Annotated in this window: 15 protein-coding genes and 1 pseudogene; 9 read left to right on the top strand and 7 right to left on the bottom strand. The window is 70.9% G+C overall.

Annotated features, from left to right (window positions below):
• Window positions 1-41: 41 nt before the first annotated feature.
• The 3 genes from HUT19_RS23255 (at window position 42) to HUT19_RS23245 (ending at window position 3,269) form a co-directional block, all read left to right on the top strand.
• Window positions 42-974 (top strand): ROK family protein, encoded by a 933-nt coding sequence (locus tag HUT19_RS23255; RefSeq protein WP_176182309.1) that lies wholly within the window; start codon window positions 42-44, stop codon window positions 972-974.
• Window positions 974-2,146, top strand: coding sequence for an N-acetylglucosamine-6-phosphate deacetylase (gene nagA / locus HUT19_RS23250; RefSeq protein WP_176182308.1), 1,173 nt, complete (start codon window positions 974-976; stop codon window positions 2,144-2,146). The genes HUT19_RS23255 and nagA overlap by 1 nt, the downstream gene beginning before the upstream one ends.
• 157 nt (window positions 2,147-2,303) lie before the next feature.
• Window positions 2,304-3,269: a 1-phosphofructokinase family hexose kinase gene (locus HUT19_RS23245; protein ID WP_176182307.1), complete on the top strand. Its 966-nt coding sequence runs from the start codon at window positions 2,304-2,306 to the stop codon at window positions 3,267-3,269.
• Window positions 3,270-3,293: 24 nt separating this feature from the next.
• On the opposite strand, the gene HUT19_RS23240 is transcribed toward HUT19_RS23245, so the two are convergent.
• Both HUT19_RS23240 and cdgB read right to left on the bottom strand, forming a co-directional pair.
• Window positions 3,294-4,268 (bottom strand): carbohydrate-binding protein, encoded by a 975-nt coding sequence (locus HUT19_RS23240; protein WP_176182306.1) that lies wholly within the window; start codon window positions 4,266-4,268, stop codon window positions 3,294-3,296.
• A 231-nt stretch (window positions 4,269-4,499) separates the two neighbouring features.
• Window positions 4,500-6,170: a diguanylate cyclase CdgB gene (gene cdgB / locus HUT19_RS23235; protein ID WP_176182305.1), complete on the bottom strand. Its 1,671-nt coding sequence runs from the start codon at window positions 6,168-6,170 to the stop codon at window positions 4,500-4,502.
• A 333-nt stretch (window positions 6,171-6,503) separates the two neighbouring features.
• On the opposite strand from cdgB, the gene HUT19_RS23230 reads away from it, so the two are divergent.
• Entirely contained in the window at window positions 6,504-7,088 is a 585-nt protein-coding gene (locus HUT19_RS23230; RefSeq protein ID WP_176182304.1) for a flavin reductase family protein, read from the top strand.
• Between the two features lie 41 nt (window positions 7,089-7,129).
• Here HUT19_RS23230 and arfB read toward each other — a convergent pair whose 3' ends face one another.
• Entirely contained in the window at window positions 7,130-7,558 is a 429-nt protein-coding gene (gene arfB, locus HUT19_RS23225) for an alternative ribosome rescue aminoacyl-tRNA hydrolase ArfB (RefSeq protein WP_176182303.1), read from the bottom strand.
• A gap of 212 nt (window positions 7,559-7,770) precedes the next feature.
• On the opposite strand from arfB, the gene HUT19_RS23220 reads away from it, so the two are divergent.
• Window positions 7,771-8,346, top strand: coding sequence for a TerD family protein (locus HUT19_RS23220; RefSeq protein WP_009716966.1), 576 nt, complete (start codon window positions 7,771-7,773; stop codon window positions 8,344-8,346).
• 200 nt (window positions 8,347-8,546) lie between these two features.
• On the opposite strand, the gene HUT19_RS23215 is transcribed toward HUT19_RS23220, so the two are convergent.
• Both HUT19_RS23215 and HUT19_RS23210 read right to left on the bottom strand, forming a co-directional pair.
• Window positions 8,547-9,554 carry a helix-turn-helix domain-containing protein gene (locus HUT19_RS23215; protein ID WP_176182302.1) on the bottom strand — a complete coding sequence of 336 codons (1,008 nt, stop codon included), beginning with the start codon at window positions 9,552-9,554 and terminating at the stop codon, window positions 8,547-8,549.
• Between the two features lie 206 nt (window positions 9,555-9,760).
• Window positions 9,761-11,101, bottom strand: coding sequence for a tetratricopeptide repeat protein (locus HUT19_RS23210; RefSeq protein ID WP_176182301.1), 1,341 nt, complete (start codon window positions 11,099-11,101; stop codon window positions 9,761-9,763).
• A 166-nt stretch (window positions 11,102-11,267) separates the two neighbouring features.
• Between HUT19_RS23210 and HUT19_RS23205 the strand changes: the two genes are divergently transcribed.
• Together HUT19_RS23205 and HUT19_RS44025 are read left to right on the top strand one after the other, a co-directional pair.
• Window positions 11,268-11,528: a hypothetical protein gene (locus HUT19_RS23205; RefSeq protein ID WP_176182300.1), complete on the top strand. Its 261-nt coding sequence runs from the start codon at window positions 11,268-11,270 to the stop codon at window positions 11,526-11,528.
• A 274-nt stretch (window positions 11,529-11,802) separates the two neighbouring features.
• Window positions 11,803-11,934, top strand: a complete 132-nt coding sequence (locus tag HUT19_RS44025) for a hypothetical protein (protein ID WP_303332037.1) — start codon at window positions 11,803-11,805, stop codon at window positions 11,932-11,934.
• Between the two features lie 213 nt (window positions 11,935-12,147).
• On the opposite strand, the gene HUT19_RS23200 is transcribed toward HUT19_RS44025, so the two are convergent.
• Together HUT19_RS23200 and HUT19_RS43155 are read right to left on the bottom strand one after the other, a co-directional pair.
• A complete protein-coding gene (locus HUT19_RS23200) occupies window positions 12,148-12,732 on the bottom strand; it encodes a Uma2 family endonuclease (RefSeq protein ID WP_254886207.1) in 585 nt (194 codons plus the stop codon).
• A 126-nt stretch (window positions 12,733-12,858) separates the two neighbouring features.
• Window positions 12,859-12,990 (bottom strand): annotated as a pseudogene (locus tag HUT19_RS43155) (NADP oxidoreductase); the annotation flags it as partial.
• A 26-nt stretch (window positions 12,991-13,016) separates the two neighbouring features.
• On the opposite strand from HUT19_RS43155, the gene HUT19_RS23195 reads away from it, so the two are divergent.
• Together HUT19_RS23195 and HUT19_RS23190 are read left to right on the top strand one after the other, a co-directional pair.
• The gene (locus HUT19_RS23195; RefSeq protein ID WP_176187193.1) at window positions 13,017-13,379 is read left to right on the top strand and encodes a helix-turn-helix domain-containing protein; all 363 of its coding nucleotides are present in this window, start codon (window positions 13,017-13,019) and stop codon (window positions 13,377-13,379) included.
• A 396-nt stretch (window positions 13,380-13,775) separates the two neighbouring features.
• Window positions 13,776-15,425, top strand: coding sequence for a M4 family metallopeptidase (locus tag HUT19_RS23190; protein WP_217712281.1), 1,650 nt, complete (start codon window positions 13,776-13,778; stop codon window positions 15,423-15,425).
• Window positions 15,426-15,428: the final 3 nt, after the last annotated feature.

Genomic DNA, 15,428 nt, shown 5'->3' with positions numbered 1-15,428 from the left:
GGACTAGACCTCTCATGGGGGATCGCGGGAGACTGTTTCCCGTGGAACATGTCATCGCCCTGGATGTGGGCGGCACCGGTATGAAAGCCGCCCTGGTCGGGGCGGACAACACCCTCCTGCACGAGGCCAGGCGGCCCACCGGTCGGGAGCGCGGCCCCGAGGCCGTCGTCACCGCGATCCTGGACTTCGCCGCCGAGCTGCGCGCGCTGGGCCAGGAACGCTTCGGCGGGCCGCCCGCGGCGGCGGGCGTCGGCGTACCCGGGGTCCTCGACGAGGCCCGCGGCGTGGCCGTCTTCGCCGCCAACCTCGGCTGGCGGGACGTCCCGCTGCGCGCGCTGCTCTCGGAGCGGCTGGGCGGGATCCCGGTCGCGCTGGCCCATGACGTCCGGATGGGCGGGCTGGCCGAGGGGCGGATAGGAGCGGGCGAGGGCGCCGACCGGTTCCTGTTCGTGTCGGTCGGCACCGGGATCGCGGGCGCCATCGGCATCGGGGGCCGGATCGACCCCGGGGCGCACGGCTCCTCGGGCGAGATCGGCCATGTGGTCGTACGGCCGGGCGGCCCGGTGTGCGGCTGCGGCCAGCGGGGCTGTCTGGAGACGCTCGCCTCGGCCGCCGCGGTCGGCCGCGCCTGGGCGGCGGCGAGCGGCGACCCCTCCGCCGACGCCGCCGACTGCGCCAAGGCCGTGGCGTCCGGAGATCAGCGGGCCGAGGCGGTGTGGGGGGAGATGACCGGGGCGCTCGCCGACGGCCTGGTGATCGCCCACACCCTGCTCGACCCCCGGATGGTGATCGTCGGCGGCGGGCTCGCCGAGGCCGGGGAGACCCTGTTCGGCCCGCTGCGCACGGCGGTCGAGGAGCGGATCACCTTCCAGCAGCTTCCCCATATCGTCCCGGCGGGCCTCGGGGACACCGCCGGATGCCTGGGCGCGGGCCTGCTCGCCTGGGATCTACTCGCCACGGAGGTTTCCGCCTGATGGTGCAGCGAACGGTTCTCACGGGCGCCCGGGTGGTGCTGCCGTCCGGGGTGGTCGAGAACGGACGGGTGACGGTCGAGGGCAGCCGGATCGCCGCCGCGGACGCGGGGCCGGACCCGGCCGCCGAGCGGGGCGCGGCGCGCGATCTGACCGGCTGCTGGATCGTCCCCGGCTTCATCGACATCCATCTGCACGGCGGCGGTGGCGCCTCCTTCTCCGCGGGCACCGCCGAGGAGGCCCTCACCACCATCCGCACCCACCGGCGCCACGGCACCACGACCCTGCTCGCCTCCACCGTCACCGGCGACCTGGACGACCTCGCCCGGCAGGCGGCCGTCCTCTCCGAGCTGGTCGAGCAGGGCGAGCTGGCGGGCATCCACTTCGAGGGGCCGTTCATCTCCCCGCACCGCTGCGGCGCCCACCAGCCCTCGCTGCTGCGCGACCCCGACCCGGCGGACGTCCGCAAGCTGGTCGACGCGGCCCGCGGCACCGCGCGGATGATGACCCTCGCACCCGAACTGCCCGGCGGGCTGGAGTCCGTACGGCTGCTGGCCGACAGCGGCGTCATCGCGGCCGTCGGCCACACCGACTCCGGCTACGAGCCGACGCGCGAGGCGGTCGAGGCGGGCGCCACCGTGGCCACCCATCTGTTCAACGCGATGCCGTCGCTGCTGCACCGCGAACCCGGCCCGGTCGCCGCGCTGCTGGAGGACGAGCGGGTCACCATCGAGCTGATCAACGACGGCACCCATCTCCACCCGGCCGTACTCCAGCTCGCCTTCCGCCGCGCGGGCGCCGACCGCGTCGCCTTCATCACCGACGCGATGGGCGCGGCGGGCATGAGCGACGGGCGCTATCCGCTCGGCCCGATGGAGGTCGAGGTCAAGAACGGGGTGGCGCGGATCAGCACCGGGCCGACGGCGGGGTCGATCGCGGGCTCGACCCTCACCCTCGACCGGGCCTTCCGGCGGGCGGTGACCGTCGACGGGCTGACCGTGGACGAGGCGGTGCGGGCGCTGTCCGGCACCCCCGCGAAGGTGCTGGGCATCGACGGCCGGGTGGGCTCGCTGGAGCCCGGCAAGGACGCGGATCTTGTGGTCCTCGGCGCCGACTTCCGGCTCCGGGGCGTGATGCGCCGCGGCACTTGGGTGGTCGATCCCGAAGTGACCTGATATACCCCGGTGTTGAACGGCCCGGCCATGCCGAGGTCTGGGCCACGCGCCCCGGCTTTGGCATGATCGATTGACGACGAGCGCCGCTCGCCGCACAGCCGCATGCTTCAGCACGGGAATCTCCGTCCGGCGGGGAGACGGGAGAGGGGATGCCAGGGTGATCCTGACGGTCACGCTCAACGCCGCCCTCGACATCACCTACCGGGTGCCGCAGTTGCGCCCGCACGCCACCCACCGCGTCACCGATGTCGCCGAACGGCCCGGCGGCAAGGGACTCAACGTGGCCCGGGTCCTGGCCGCGCTCGGCCATGACACCGTCGTCACGGGCTTCGCAGGCGGCGTCACCGGCACCGTGCTGCGCGAACGCCTCGCCGCGCTCGCCGGGTCCGACGGCGGCACCGGGACGGAGCCGCCCCGCGGCCGGATCACCGACGCCCTGGTGCCGATCGCCGGTACCACCCGGCGCACCATCGGCGTCGTCGACGGCTCGACGGGCGACACCACCCAGCTCAACGAGCCCGGCCCGATCGTGAGCACCCCCGAGTGGTCGGACTTCCTCACCGGTTACGCCCGGCTGCTGCGCGAGGCGTCGGCCGTCGCGCTGTGCGGCAGTCTGCCGCCCGGCGTTCCCGTCGGCACCTACGCCCAGCTCATCCGGGAGGCGCATGCGGCGGGGGTGCCCACCCTGCTGGACACCAGCGGGGAGCCGCTGCGCCGCGGTATCGCGGCCCGCCCGCAGGTGGTCAAGCCCAACGCCACGGAGCTGGCGGGGCTCACCGGCACCACCGATCCGCTGCGGGCCTCCCGGGACGCCCGGCGGCGCGGGGCTCGGGCCGTGGCCGCCTCACTGGGCGCGGACGGCATGCTCGCGGTCACCTCGCAGGGCACCTGGCGGGCCCGTCCGCCGCGGCGGCTGGCGGGCAATCCGACCGGGGCCGGGGACTCGGCGGTGGCGGGGCTGCTGTCCGGACTGGTGGAGGAGGTGCCGTGGCCGGACCGGCTGGCCCGCGCGGTGGCCCTGTCGGCGGCGGCCGTACGGGCCCCGGCGGCGGGCGAGTTCGACCGCGCGGCCTACGACGAGCTGCTGGGGCGGGTCGAGGTGACGGAGCACCCGGCGGCGTGACCGGCCGGGTGCCCGGTGCGGGCGTCATTCACCCGGCTGCTTGTTGGTCAGCCACATCCGGTCGAGGTTGACGTTGCACTTGTCGCCCGCCTCGCAGGACACCGTGATCGTGTTGGTGCCCGGGTTGAGCTGGACGAGGGACCAGGTATTGGTCCAGCCCTTCTCCCAGTCGCCCTTCGGCCCCCTGGAGAAGTTGTCCAGGTTGATCGGCCGGGACTCCTTCTGGCCGTTGATCGTCAGCGACATGCTCTGCTTCTCGCCGGGCACGCCGTAGCCCACGTACAGCCGGTACCGCTTCCCCTTCTTGACGTCCACGCTCCAGGTCGCCGACGCACCGATGGTGTTGAGACCGCCGACGTACCGGCCGCCCGCGGCCTCGGCGCCCTTGATGTCGCTCGCGGCCACCGCGCCGCCCGCGAGCTGCATCTTCGCGGCGTCCTCGGTGGGCAGCTTCTGGTTCGGCTTCGTGCCGGGGCCGGAGCTGTGACGGGGCTTCTCGCTGGGCCCCCCGGCGGTCGGCGAGTTGGTCGGCTTGGTCTCGTCGCTCTTGTTGTCGTCGCCGTTGGTGATCATCGCGACGCCGATGCCGACGACGACCACCGCGACCACCGCGAGCGCGCCGATCAGCAGACCCCGGTTGTTGGGGCCGCGGCCGCCGCCACGGCCGCCGCTCGGGGGCGCGGCGGCGGGCTGCTGCTGCCGGGGCGCGCCGCCGGGCAGGGTCTCGGGGGCGGCGTAGTGGGCGTTCTGCCGGCCGTAGCCCCCCTGCTGTCCGTAGCCCTGCTGTCCGTAGCTGCGTTCTCCCACCGCGCGGACCTGGTTGTACGAGGTCCGGGGCACGCCGGGCTGGGCCGGACCGGGATAGCCGTAGCCACCGGTGCGGGGACCCGGCTGCCCCGGCTGAGCCGACTGGCCGGACTGCTCGCCCTCGGAGCGGTACAGATAGGCGAACGGGTCGTCGTTCTCCGGTGTGTCCGAGCCGTTGTTGCCGGCCGTCATCCCTCGTCACTCCCCTGTGCATTGGCCTTCGGCGTCACGATGCGTTTGCGCCACGACTGCTCATACCAGGGCCGACAGGGCCGCGGCAGGTGGTGCGCTGTCCGGATGGCCAATATTCATGATCGGTTCACTGTCGGCGGCAAGGCCGCATCGGCGCAGCCTACCGTGACAGGGACGTCCCCAGGCCCGGCCCGGGTTCCACCAGGGTCGGACCAGGGGGACGCCCCGGGGTTATCCGGCCCGTCTGCGCTCCTTGGAACGGGACCGCTTCTCCACATACATCCGCTGGTCAGCGGATTGCAGTACCTCTTCGGCCGACATTCCGCACCCCGCCCAGCCGATTCCGAAGCTGGCCCCGACCCGGACCGCGCGGCCGTCCACCCGGATCGGCGGAATGATGGCGTTCCGCAGCCGGACGGCGAGGTCCTGGGCGTCGGCGCGGCCGAGGCCGTCGGCGAGGACCACGAACTCGTCACCGCCGAGCCGGGCGACGGTGTCCCCGTCCCGGACGCCGTTGGTCAGCCTGCGGGCGACCTCGATCAGCACGGCGTCGCCCGCGTGGTGCCCGAACCGGTCGTTGATGGACTTGAAGCCGTCGAGGTCGCAGAAGAGCACCGCGAGGCCCTTGTGGCCGTCGTCGATGTCACTCTCCTCGTTGGGCGGGACGGTGTGCACATGGCTGTCGAACGGGACGCTGCCCGGGGCGGGCGGGCTGCCGAAGCTCTCGAACTCGTCGAAGCCGTAGAGATGCCCGCCGGGGTGGGCCCGGGCGGAGCCGACCGCGACGGGCCCCGTCTCCACCCCGCCCGGCAGCGGCGGAGTGCCGCACAGCCTGCTGCCCAGACGGGCGCGCAGCTCGGCGCTGTTGGGCAGACCGGTCAGCGAATCGTGGCTGGCGCGGTGGGCGAGCTGGAGCTCATGGCGCTTGCGCTCCTCGATGTCCTCGACATGGGTGAGCAGGAACCGCGGGCCGTCGGCGGCGTCGGCGACCACCGAGTTGCGCAGTGAGACCCAGACGTAGGAGCCGTCGCGGCGGGCGAGGCGCAGCTCGGAGCGGCCGCCCTCGGCGGAGGTGCGCAGCAGGGTGCCGATGTCCTCGGGGTGGACGAGGTCGGAGAAGGAGTAGCGGCGCATCGCGGAGGCGGGGCGGCCCAGCAGCCGGCACAGGGCGTCGTTGGTGCGCAGCAGCCGGCCGTGCTGGTCGCCGCCCATCTCGGCGATGGCCATCCCGCTGGGCGCGTACTCGAACGCCTGCCGGAAGCTCTCCTCGCTGGCGCGCAGCGCCTGCTGCTCGCGCTCCAGGCGGAGCAGGGCGCGCTGCATATTGGCGCGCAGCCGGGCGTTGCCGATCGCGATGGCGGCGTGGAAGGCGTACATCTGGAGCGCTTCGCGGCCCCAGGCGCCGGGGCGGCGGCCGTTGCGCGGACGGTCCACGGAGATGACGCCGATGAGCTCGCCGCCGGAGGCGCCCGCCGCGTACAGCGGGGCGAACAGCCGGTCCATCGGATGCCATTCGTCGGCGAAGCGGGGGGCGGGGCCGGGGGTGTGCCACTGGGGGACGTCGTCGTCGTCGAGCACCCAGCCCTCGGTGTACGGGATGAAGCGCAGATCCCCCCAGCGGTCGCCCATGGAGAGCCTGCGGTCCCAGGAGGCGCGGGAGCCGACCCGCCCGGCCATCAGCGCCTCGGCCCCGGCGCTGCCGCCGACGGCGGCGACCACGAGATCGCCGTCCGGGCGGACCAGATTGACGGCCGAGAGCTCGTAGCCGAGCCCGGCTATGACGCCGTCCGCGACGGTCTGAAGCGTGTCGGCGAGGCTGCGCGCGGTATTCAGATCCGCGACCACCTGGTGCAGCTGCCGCAGGGTCGCAAGGCGGATATAGGGCTCCGACTCGGTCTCCATCGTCGCACTCCCCCGAGACCTCGACAGCAACTCCTGGCTTCTTGTCGTCCGATTGCCACGGCCACTGAATCACAGCGAGCTGCCCACTCGGTACACAGGGTCAACAATTACTGGCTGCTGTGACTCATGTCACAGACCGTATTCATTCCTTGGCAAGAGGGTGTGGGAGCGCTCCTATCTTTCCTGTCCGCAAATTCCGGAATGACAATGCCTGGTCATCGCTGGCGTTCCCTGGTAACCGGGGCGACGTCCGACCTAGAACCGAGGACCTAAGCCCGCTTTGGGCCCTGGGCCCGATGCACGGAAGAAGTGGGCGACGTTAGCGTTCGGAACGTGTTTCCGACGACGCCTCCCCCTCCCGCCTCCACCCCCGCCGAGCCCTCCGTCCCCCATCCTGGTGGAGTGAGTGAGGACGATTTCCGCGCCGCCCTGTCGCGCCTCGCCGCGGGCGTGGTACTGGTGACCGCGCACGACCCGGACGAGGGTCCGCGCGGCGAGGACGTCGGCATGACGGCCACCGCGTTCATGTCGGTGTCACTCGACCCGCCGCTGGCGATGGTGAGCGTGCGCAACGGCTCCCGGATGGACGACCTGCTGGAGCGACAGCCGCTGTGGGCGGTGTCGGTACTGGCGGAAAGTCAGCGTCATATCGCGGGACGATTCGCAATGAAGGGGCGCATCAGCGACAGACTGCTCTTCGACGACATGCCGGTCGTCCGGGGCGCGGAGAGCGGCGCCCCGCTCGCCGCCGGAGCGCTGGCCACGCTGGAGTGCCGCACCGAGCAGCGGGTGCCGGCCGGGGACCACACGCTGGTGGTGGGGCGGGTGCTGGCGGCGTCGACGCATACGGAGGCCGGGGCGGGGGCGGAGGGCGGCCCGCTGATGTACTTCCGGGGCCGCTACCGGACGATGGGCTGACGCCCCTCGCGGGCTCTCATGGCGCTTCCGCTGTGAGCGCTTCAGTGCCAGTCGCGGCCGGAGCGGCCGCGCTTGGTCTCACCGCGCTGCTTCTTCTCCCGCAGACGGCGCTCGTTGATACCGCGCGGAATGCGGGTGGGGCGGCGCGGCCTCGGCGGCGGCGCGGTGGCCTCCGCGAGCAGCGAGGCCAGCCGGACGGCGGCCGTCTCGCGGTTGCGCCACTGGGAGCGGTGCTCGGACGCCCGCACGGTCACCACCCCGTCGACCAGCCGCCCCGCCAGCCGCTCCAGGGCGCGCTGCTTCCACACCGGCGGCAGGGCGGTGGTGCGTACGAGGTCGAACCGCAGCTCGACCTGGCTGTCGCTGGTGTTGACGTGCTGTCCGCCGGGTCCGGAGGACCGCGAGAAACGCCACATCAGCTCGGCCTCCGGCAGGGAGACCGAGCCACGGATGACATAGGGCGCGGACATGCCCCCATGGTCGCGTGCCGACCGGGGCCCCGTCACCTCGTTTTGCCGGGGGTCCGTTCGGCCCGGGTTCCGGTCCGGCATCAGGATTTGGCAAAGAAAGTAAAGGAAGCTGGAACCCGGCACCGCCCTGATGGCGTTGTGGAGGGTGACGGTAGCTTCGTCCGGTACGAAGCCCGACGCTCGGATCCACGAGACCACGAAAGGGACTCCCCATGGCTGTAAGCCTGTCCAAGGGCGGCAACGTCTCGCTCACCAAGGAGGCACCGGGCCTGACCGCCGTCACGGTCGGCCTCGGCTGGGACGTCCGCACCACCACGGGCACCGACTTCGACCTGGACGCCAGCGCCATCGCGGTGAACACGAACGGCAAGGTCTACTCCGACCAGCACTTCGTGTTCTTCAACAACAAGGCCACCCCGGACCAGACCATCGTCCACACCGGTGACAACGTCACCGGCCAGGGCGAGGGCGACGACGAGCAGATCAACGTCAACCTGGCGGGTCTGCCGGCCGACATCGAGAAGATCGTCTTCCCGGTCTCGATCTACGACGCCGAGTCCCGGAGCCAGAACTTCGGCCAGGTGCGCAACGCGTTCATCCGCATCGTCAACCAGGCGGGCGGCACCGAGATCGCGCGCTACGACCTCAGCGAGGACGCCGCCACCGAGACCGCCATGGTCTTCGGCGAGCTCTACCGGAACGGCGCGGAGTGGAAGTTCCGCGCCGTCGGCCAGGGCTACGCCTCGGGCCTGGTCGGCATCGCCCAGGACTTCGGCGTCAACGTCTGACGTACCGCCGGAACCACCGGCACCGCCGGTGAATGACACCGAGGGCCGGATCCCGCAGCTGCGGGATCCGGCCCTCGGTCGTAAGGATCATGGCAAGGAGAACCCCCGTGTCTCCTTGCCGGCCCTCGTCGGGCGGCATCGGCCGCCGCCGTCCAGCATTCCGCAACCGCCGCGGAAAGTTGTTCGCACTGCGTCCACAGTTATAGGCGCTGAGTCGACAACAGGACCGGAGCGGCACCGTGGAGGACCTGCTGCCGGTAGTCCCTGGGCGGCATGCCGTAGGCGGTGCGGAAGGCACGGGTGAAATCGGCGGCGCGGACGAAGCCCCAACGGGCGGCGACGGCGTGGATGGTGGTGGAAGCCATCGCCGGGTCCGCGAGATCGCGCCGGGCCCGCTCCAGCCGCTGGTGGCGAATCCAGGCCGCGATGGTTTCGTGCTCGCCCTGGAACAGGCGGTGCAGATAGCTGATCGAGATGTTGTGCGCGGCGGCGATCGTGGTCGGGGTCAACCGCGGATCGTGCAGATTCCGTTGCACATGGGCCCGAATGCGCAGCACCAGACTCCGGGTGCGGGTTTCCGGCGGAAGAGCACGGTCCGCGTCCAGCGTGCGCGCGAACAGCGAGGAGAGCAGATCGACCACGACCGTGCCCAGACGGGGACCGTCGGACGGCAGATAACAGCTGGTGTCCGACACCACCTGGGTGAGGAACTGTACGAGCAGGGCGCCGAACCCTTCCCGTCCGGACATTCCACGGGCGAACAGCCGGTCCATGCTGTGCTGCGGCAGATGCAGCAGCCGCTTGGGGATTTCGATCCCGATCCCCGAGAACGGATCGGTTCCGTTGGTGCAATTGACCTCGACATCCCGTGAGCTGTCGTAGACCTGTATCTGATAAGCGCCGAGCAGGGCCCGCTCATCGCCCCAGCTGATGCGGTTGGTGCCCTGGAGCGGGATCCCGATGTGGTACTGCTCGGGGTCGGACTGGCGAATCAGCTTGGGGGTCCGGCGATAACGGAGGGCCTGGTGGGTCGTGGGCCACACATGAAGCGCGCCGAGCTCCACCACGCGCTGATGCGCCCGGTAGTCCGCCGCATAGGGGCTGTGGAGGTCCAGCGGCGCATGGGTCCGCCCGATGCGCTCGCACCAGTAGTCGAACCGGTCCGCCCCCGGCAGATCCTCCGTCCGGAACACGGTCTCGTTCAGCATCCCGATGTCTCCTCGCCCTCATGACCTGCCCGGACGCCCTGGACCAGACGCCGACGGACAGGCTTGCAGCTCACCTGCGGGAACTCCATTCGAGTCCATCACAAGGTGGTGACATGACACCGACAGGGCCGGGATCGAATGCTGTTGTGAGTGGTGGGTGAGGGATCACTGGTCTGCGCCCGGCCGTGCGGCGGACGCCGGCGTTCCTACGCCCCGAGGGAAGCGGGCGCCACCGTACGAGCGCGCTCGCGCAGTTCCCGCGCTGCTCGATTCTTGAGGTGCGGACGGATCAGTCCCACCATCGCCCGCATGCGGTCGTCCGCTCGGCCCGACTGGACCAGCGGGTAGTCGTCCAGGGCCTGGTGCCAGGTCGCGCAGGCCGCCTCCAGATGGCCCACCTTCATCTGACGCTCGGCGAGCATGGCCCGGTGGTGGACCCGAGTGCGACGGTAGACGCTGTGGCGCAATACGTCCGCCTGCCGCATGGCCGTGATGGAGCCGTGGACATCGCCGAGCTCATAGCGCACCTGGCCGATGTGGTAATTCAGCGCGGCCGGGTCGTAGCGGCCGGTCACCTTCTCCCTGGACTCCGCCCTCTCCATGGCCGACTCCGCTTCCCGCAGACGCAAGAGAGCCGTACCACGGTCACCGATCTGCGCCGCGGCATGAGCCTGTTGACCCGCCAGGAACGCCCGCATCCTGGGCCCGGCCTGGGGCGACGCCGATGCGGCGGCGTCCGCCAGACGCATGGCCTCGCGGCCGTGGCCGAGGTTCACCGCCTGAACGCTCATCCCGCGTAACGTCGTGCAGTAGGTCAGATGGTCCTCCGAGGCACCGGCCAGTTCCAGCGCTTTGAGGTAATACCGCTGCGCCAGGCCATGCAGGCCCTCGTCGACAGCCATGTATCCGGTCAGATAGCAGAGGTCGGACGCGGCCGACATCATCGCCTTGCGAACGGCCTCGGGGGCGTCCGCCGTCAGATAGGGCGCGACGGTGTTCACCAGGAATGCCGCCGCCATGGGGCGGGCGTGACGTCCGCCGAACTGGTCGTCCACTTCGGAAATGCGCTCGGTCATGGCCGTGACCATCTCCACGTCGGCCATTCCGGCCCGCTGGATCCGGCCCTTCCCGGCGGCCTCCATCCGGCCCACGACATCGGGCCAGTGCGGCACGGTCAACGCGACGGAGAAAATGCTCGCGCCGAGGACGCTGCGGCGTGAGGGGTCCATGTCCTGCCTCCCCAAGTCGACCAACGCCTCCACGGTACTCGGGCGGGCGTTCGACTCGTCGGCGGTCACGGGGAATCCCGCTTCGGCGTGTGTGACCGGGCGGCCCAGTTTCCGGGCGAACGCTTCCAGGATCAGTGGCCGGGTGGCCTCCCTGGGCATATGGCCACGGAGCCACTGATGAGCGGAGGGTTCCCGGTACTTCTGCGGTGTGCCTCGTTCGGTGCCGATGCGGTTGATCTCCTGGACCCACTGCCGCAATGTCCATCCGGTCGCCCGGAACAACCGGTCCAGGCCCGCGTTGGACTCCCACTGGCTCACTCGCCTCAACTCCTCGGCAAGGCAGGGCGCTTAAAGCTCTTAAAAGCTGCCGGGCACATCACCGTACCGCGATGCGTAGCGGGCCGGTTGCATAGAGCGAGAAAAGCACCCCCGCGGCCGTGCGACCGGCCCGGGGGCATGGCCAACGCTGAACAGGAGCGTCAACATGCGCGAGCGTATCGCCCGGTTCATGGTGCGGTGGCTGGGGACATTACGACCCGTCGTCCTCAGCCACCTCACGATGCCGGAACCACCGCGGTCCGCGCCGGTGCGCGTCCCCGCCCCGGCACGCGTACCGGCCGCTCCGCCCACGCCGTGTCTGCCGCGCCTACCGGTCGGGGAACGCTTCCCCATCGCGTGGGACACGGACCCGGTGCCGCTGTACATCCTCCAGCACGAGCGGCTGCGGACGCTGGGGGTGCGGTGAGCACCGCGCGGCCCGAACCGGGCCAGGAGGCCTACGACAACGCCACGGGGCGGGTGGGCGTTCTCCAAGCCGTCTGTGACGTCAAGGAGCTCATGTTCGACCATCAGATGCCGGGCCCGCTCGTCGCGTTCCTCCGCCCCGTGGGGGGCGGGCAGGAATGGACGGCTGATCCCAGGGACGTCTCGTTCCCGGAGAGAGCACAACCGCGTCCCGACTCCGGCGACGAGTGCCATGCGCCATTCCACATCAGGGAAGGAACACAGCAAAGACAGCAGTGGCGAGCGAGCAGCGGACCGGCCGTGCACTGGTCAGCGAGGAACTGTTCGACAGCATCGCCCACTTCGGGGCCGTCCACGACGAACAGCCCATACGGGCAGCCGGAGTAGCCGTCGGCCGGGTGACGTAAGACGGGCCGCCCCTTAGCCTGCACCGAGGGTCGGCCCGTTCTCGAGAGGACCGGAACCAATGGCCACCGCCGAAGCGCCGTACGAGATCCCCATCAGCGTCTCGGCGGCGCTGGATCCGTTGTCGCCTACCCCGACGACGCGAGCCGCGCGGAGCAGCGGCAGGCCGTCGTGGACGGACCTCATCGGCCGGCAGACGCCAAAGCCCGCAGGGGTCAGAACTCGCTGGTGTCCAAGTCGAATCCGAAAGGTTCGGGCAGGGAGAGCGGCTGCGAGAGGTCGACCTCGACCTTGCGGGTGTAGCGATTCCCGACCGGCAGGCTGTGCAGGACCGCCAGCCCCCGCTCGCGGTCGATCAGCAGATAGAACGCGATACCCGACTGGGCATACCCTCGCAGCTTCGGCCCACGGTCGTTGTCGGCGGTGGAGGGCGACGTGACCTCGCCGACGAGCATCGCGGGACCTGGGTCGTGGTATTCGAGGGCGTCACTGAAACTGCCCTTCGGCGCGATGACAAGATCGGGAACCACTCTGCCCGCGGGCGAGGCGCCGGGGACGAGCAGTCCGATCCCGGTGTAGCGCCCCAGATCCTTCCGGTGGTCGCGCACCTGACCGGACACTTCCGACACGATCTCTTCGTGCTCACCGTTCGCCGGAGGCACCACGTGGATCTCCCCTTCGATCAGTTCCACGCGCCACCCCTCCGGGGCTGCCGCGCTCAACGCCTCGAAGGCGTCCTCGACCGATGAGGTGGCGCCCCCGCCGCCTCCCGTGTGGGGCGCACGCTCGGGAGCCGTCAGTGCCACGGTGGACCTCCTTCGTACGGAGCGACGCTTCCAGCGTAGGCGAGTCGCTGTGACCGAATGGGCCGCACCTCACCCGTATGGGTGATGAACAGATTGTCCCCAGGTGAGGCCGCCGACGCGTCACCCGGTGGGGCCCGTCGCGTAGGCCAGGGGTGGGGCGATGGCCTGGGCGTCGGCGGCTTCGCCGACCCAGAGGCCGATGAACAGGGCGGCGGTGGCCTCCAGGAGGCCCGCTCGGTCGACGCCGCCCGGACTGCCGGGCGCGCCTCGCCTTCGATCTGCTCTCCCACACCTGGAACGCCGTGGTGCTGTGGTCGCTGCGCGACGGCCCCGCGCGCCCCGGTGAACTGCGGGGGCGGATCGGGCGCATCAGCTCCAAGGTGCTGACCGAGACCCTGCGGCGGCTGGAGTGCAACGGGCTGGTGGAGCGGCGGGCCTATGCCGAGGCGCCGCCCCGGGTGGAGTACGGACTGACCGCGCTGGGGCGGACGTTGCTCGGTCCGATCGACGCGTTCGGGGCATGGGCCTTCGAGCACGGGGACGAGGTGATGGCGGCGCAGGAGCGCGGGGCCGGTTCCACTTCCGGGCCCCCTTCCGGATCCGCTCCCGGGTCCGCCTCCGGCGCCGCGTCAAGGAAATAAGCTACGGGGTCAAACGAATTGGCCATCCCGTGATTCCCGGTCCGGGACCGGCGGGCTGCCCGGGATCCGCCAGGGAGGGCGGCCGGAAGCCGTCGCGGCGGTACGACGGAAGGGCACGGGTTACCGCCAGAAGTCGCCATATTCCAGGCGTAGTTCAACCTCAGAAGCTGACCGATTTCGCCTGCGTACCAACAAGCGCAAGTCAAATCCTTGTTACGCACCTGTCAGAACCGGTCGTTCGGTGACAGTCTCTGCTCGACCTCGCCACGCACATCGGCTGACACGTGGCAAGGCGGCACCTCACGTACCACTCCTGCTGTACCGGACGGTCCACCCATGGCCGTCCGCACCCCCTACACAGGGCCGCGACCAGCGGCCCCCAAGCAAGGAGACCGAGTGAGACCCAACGCTTCCTCCCCCCGCAGAAGGACCGTCCGCGCGGCGGCGTTCATCGCCTCCGCCGCCATGGTGGTCATCGGTGTCCAGACCGGCCAGGCCAGCGCCCGGCCGGACCGTGGCAGTGAGGCGGGCGCGTCCGCGCTGCCGCTGAGCGCCGCGCAGCGGACCACCGCGATCAAGGCGGCACAGGCCGACGCCTCCGCGCAGGGCCAGACCCTCGGGCTCGGGGCCAAGGAGAAGCTCCTCGTCCGCGACGTCATCAAGGACGCGGACGGGACCGTCCACACCCGCTACGAGCGCACCTACGCGGAGCTGCCCGTGCTCGGCGGGGATCTGGTGGTCCACGAGAAGAAGAGCGGTGCGCGCTCCGTCACCAAGGCGACCGGCGCCCGGATCTCGGTGCGCAGCACGGCCGCGGGGATACCGGCCGCCGACGCCGCGAAGACCGCGCTGAAGACCGCGGAGAAGACCGCGGAGAAGGCCACCGTCAAGGCCGACGCGGGCGACCACCGGCGGAGCCGGTCGCCGCGCAAGGTGATCTGGGCGGCCACCGGCGAGCCCGTGCTGGCCTGGGAGACCGTCGTCACCGGCACCCAGCACGACGGCACCCCCAGCGAGCTGCACGTCATCACCGACGCGACCACCGGCAAGCGGCTGTTCCAGGACGAGGCGGTGGAGACCGGCACCGGAACCAGCCAGTACAGCGGCACGGTGTCGCTGGGCACCACCCGCAGCGGCTCCAGCTACAGCCTGACCGACGGCACCCGCGGCAACCACAAGACGTACGACCTGAACCAGGGCACCTCGGGCACCGGCACCCTGTACACCGACGCGGATGACCGCTGGGGCGGCGGACGGCAGACCGCCGGGGTCGACGCCCACTACGGCGCCGGGCAGACCTGGGACTTCTACAAGAACGTGCTGGGCCGCAACGGCATCCGGAACGACGGCGTCGGGTCGTACTCCCGCGTCCACTACGGCAACAACTACGTCAACGCCTTCTGGTCGGACTCCTGCTTCTGCATGACCTACGGCGACGGCTCGGGCAACACCCACCCGCTCACCTCACTCGATGTGGCAGGCCACGAGATGACCCACGGCGTCACCGCGGCCACCGCCAAGCTCAACTACAGCGGTGAGTCCGGCGGCCTCAACGAGGCCACCTCCGACATCTTCGCGACCGCGGTGGAGTTCTACTCGGCCAACTCCGCGGACCCCGGTGACTACCTCATCGGCGAGAAGATCGACATCAACGGTGACGGCACCCCGCTGCGCTACCAGGACAAGCCCAGCAAGGACGGCGCCTCCAGGGACTACTGGTCCTCCTCGCTCGGCGGGATCGACGTCCACTACTCCTCCGGGCCCGCCAACCACTTCTTCTACCTGCTGTCCGAGGGCAGCGGCGCGAAGGTGATCAACGGCGTGAGCTACAACAGCCCGACGTACGACGGCTCCAAAGTCACCGGCATCGGCCGGGACAAGGCGATCCGGATCTGGTACCGGGCGCTGACCACGTACCTGACCTCCACCTCGAAGTACGCCCAGGCCCGCACCGCAACCCTCAACGCGGCGCGCGACCTGTACGGCTCCACCTCCACCGAGTACAAGACGGTCGAGGCGGCCTGGACCGCGATCAACGTCCGGTAGGCC

Source organism: Streptomyces sp. NA02950, from assembly GCF_013364155.1.
Lineage (GTDB): Bacteria > Actinomycetota > Actinomycetes > Streptomycetales > Streptomycetaceae > Streptomyces.
The sequence above is the reverse complement of the archived record's forward strand: the minus strand, read 5'-3'. Positions and strand labels throughout refer to the sequence as shown.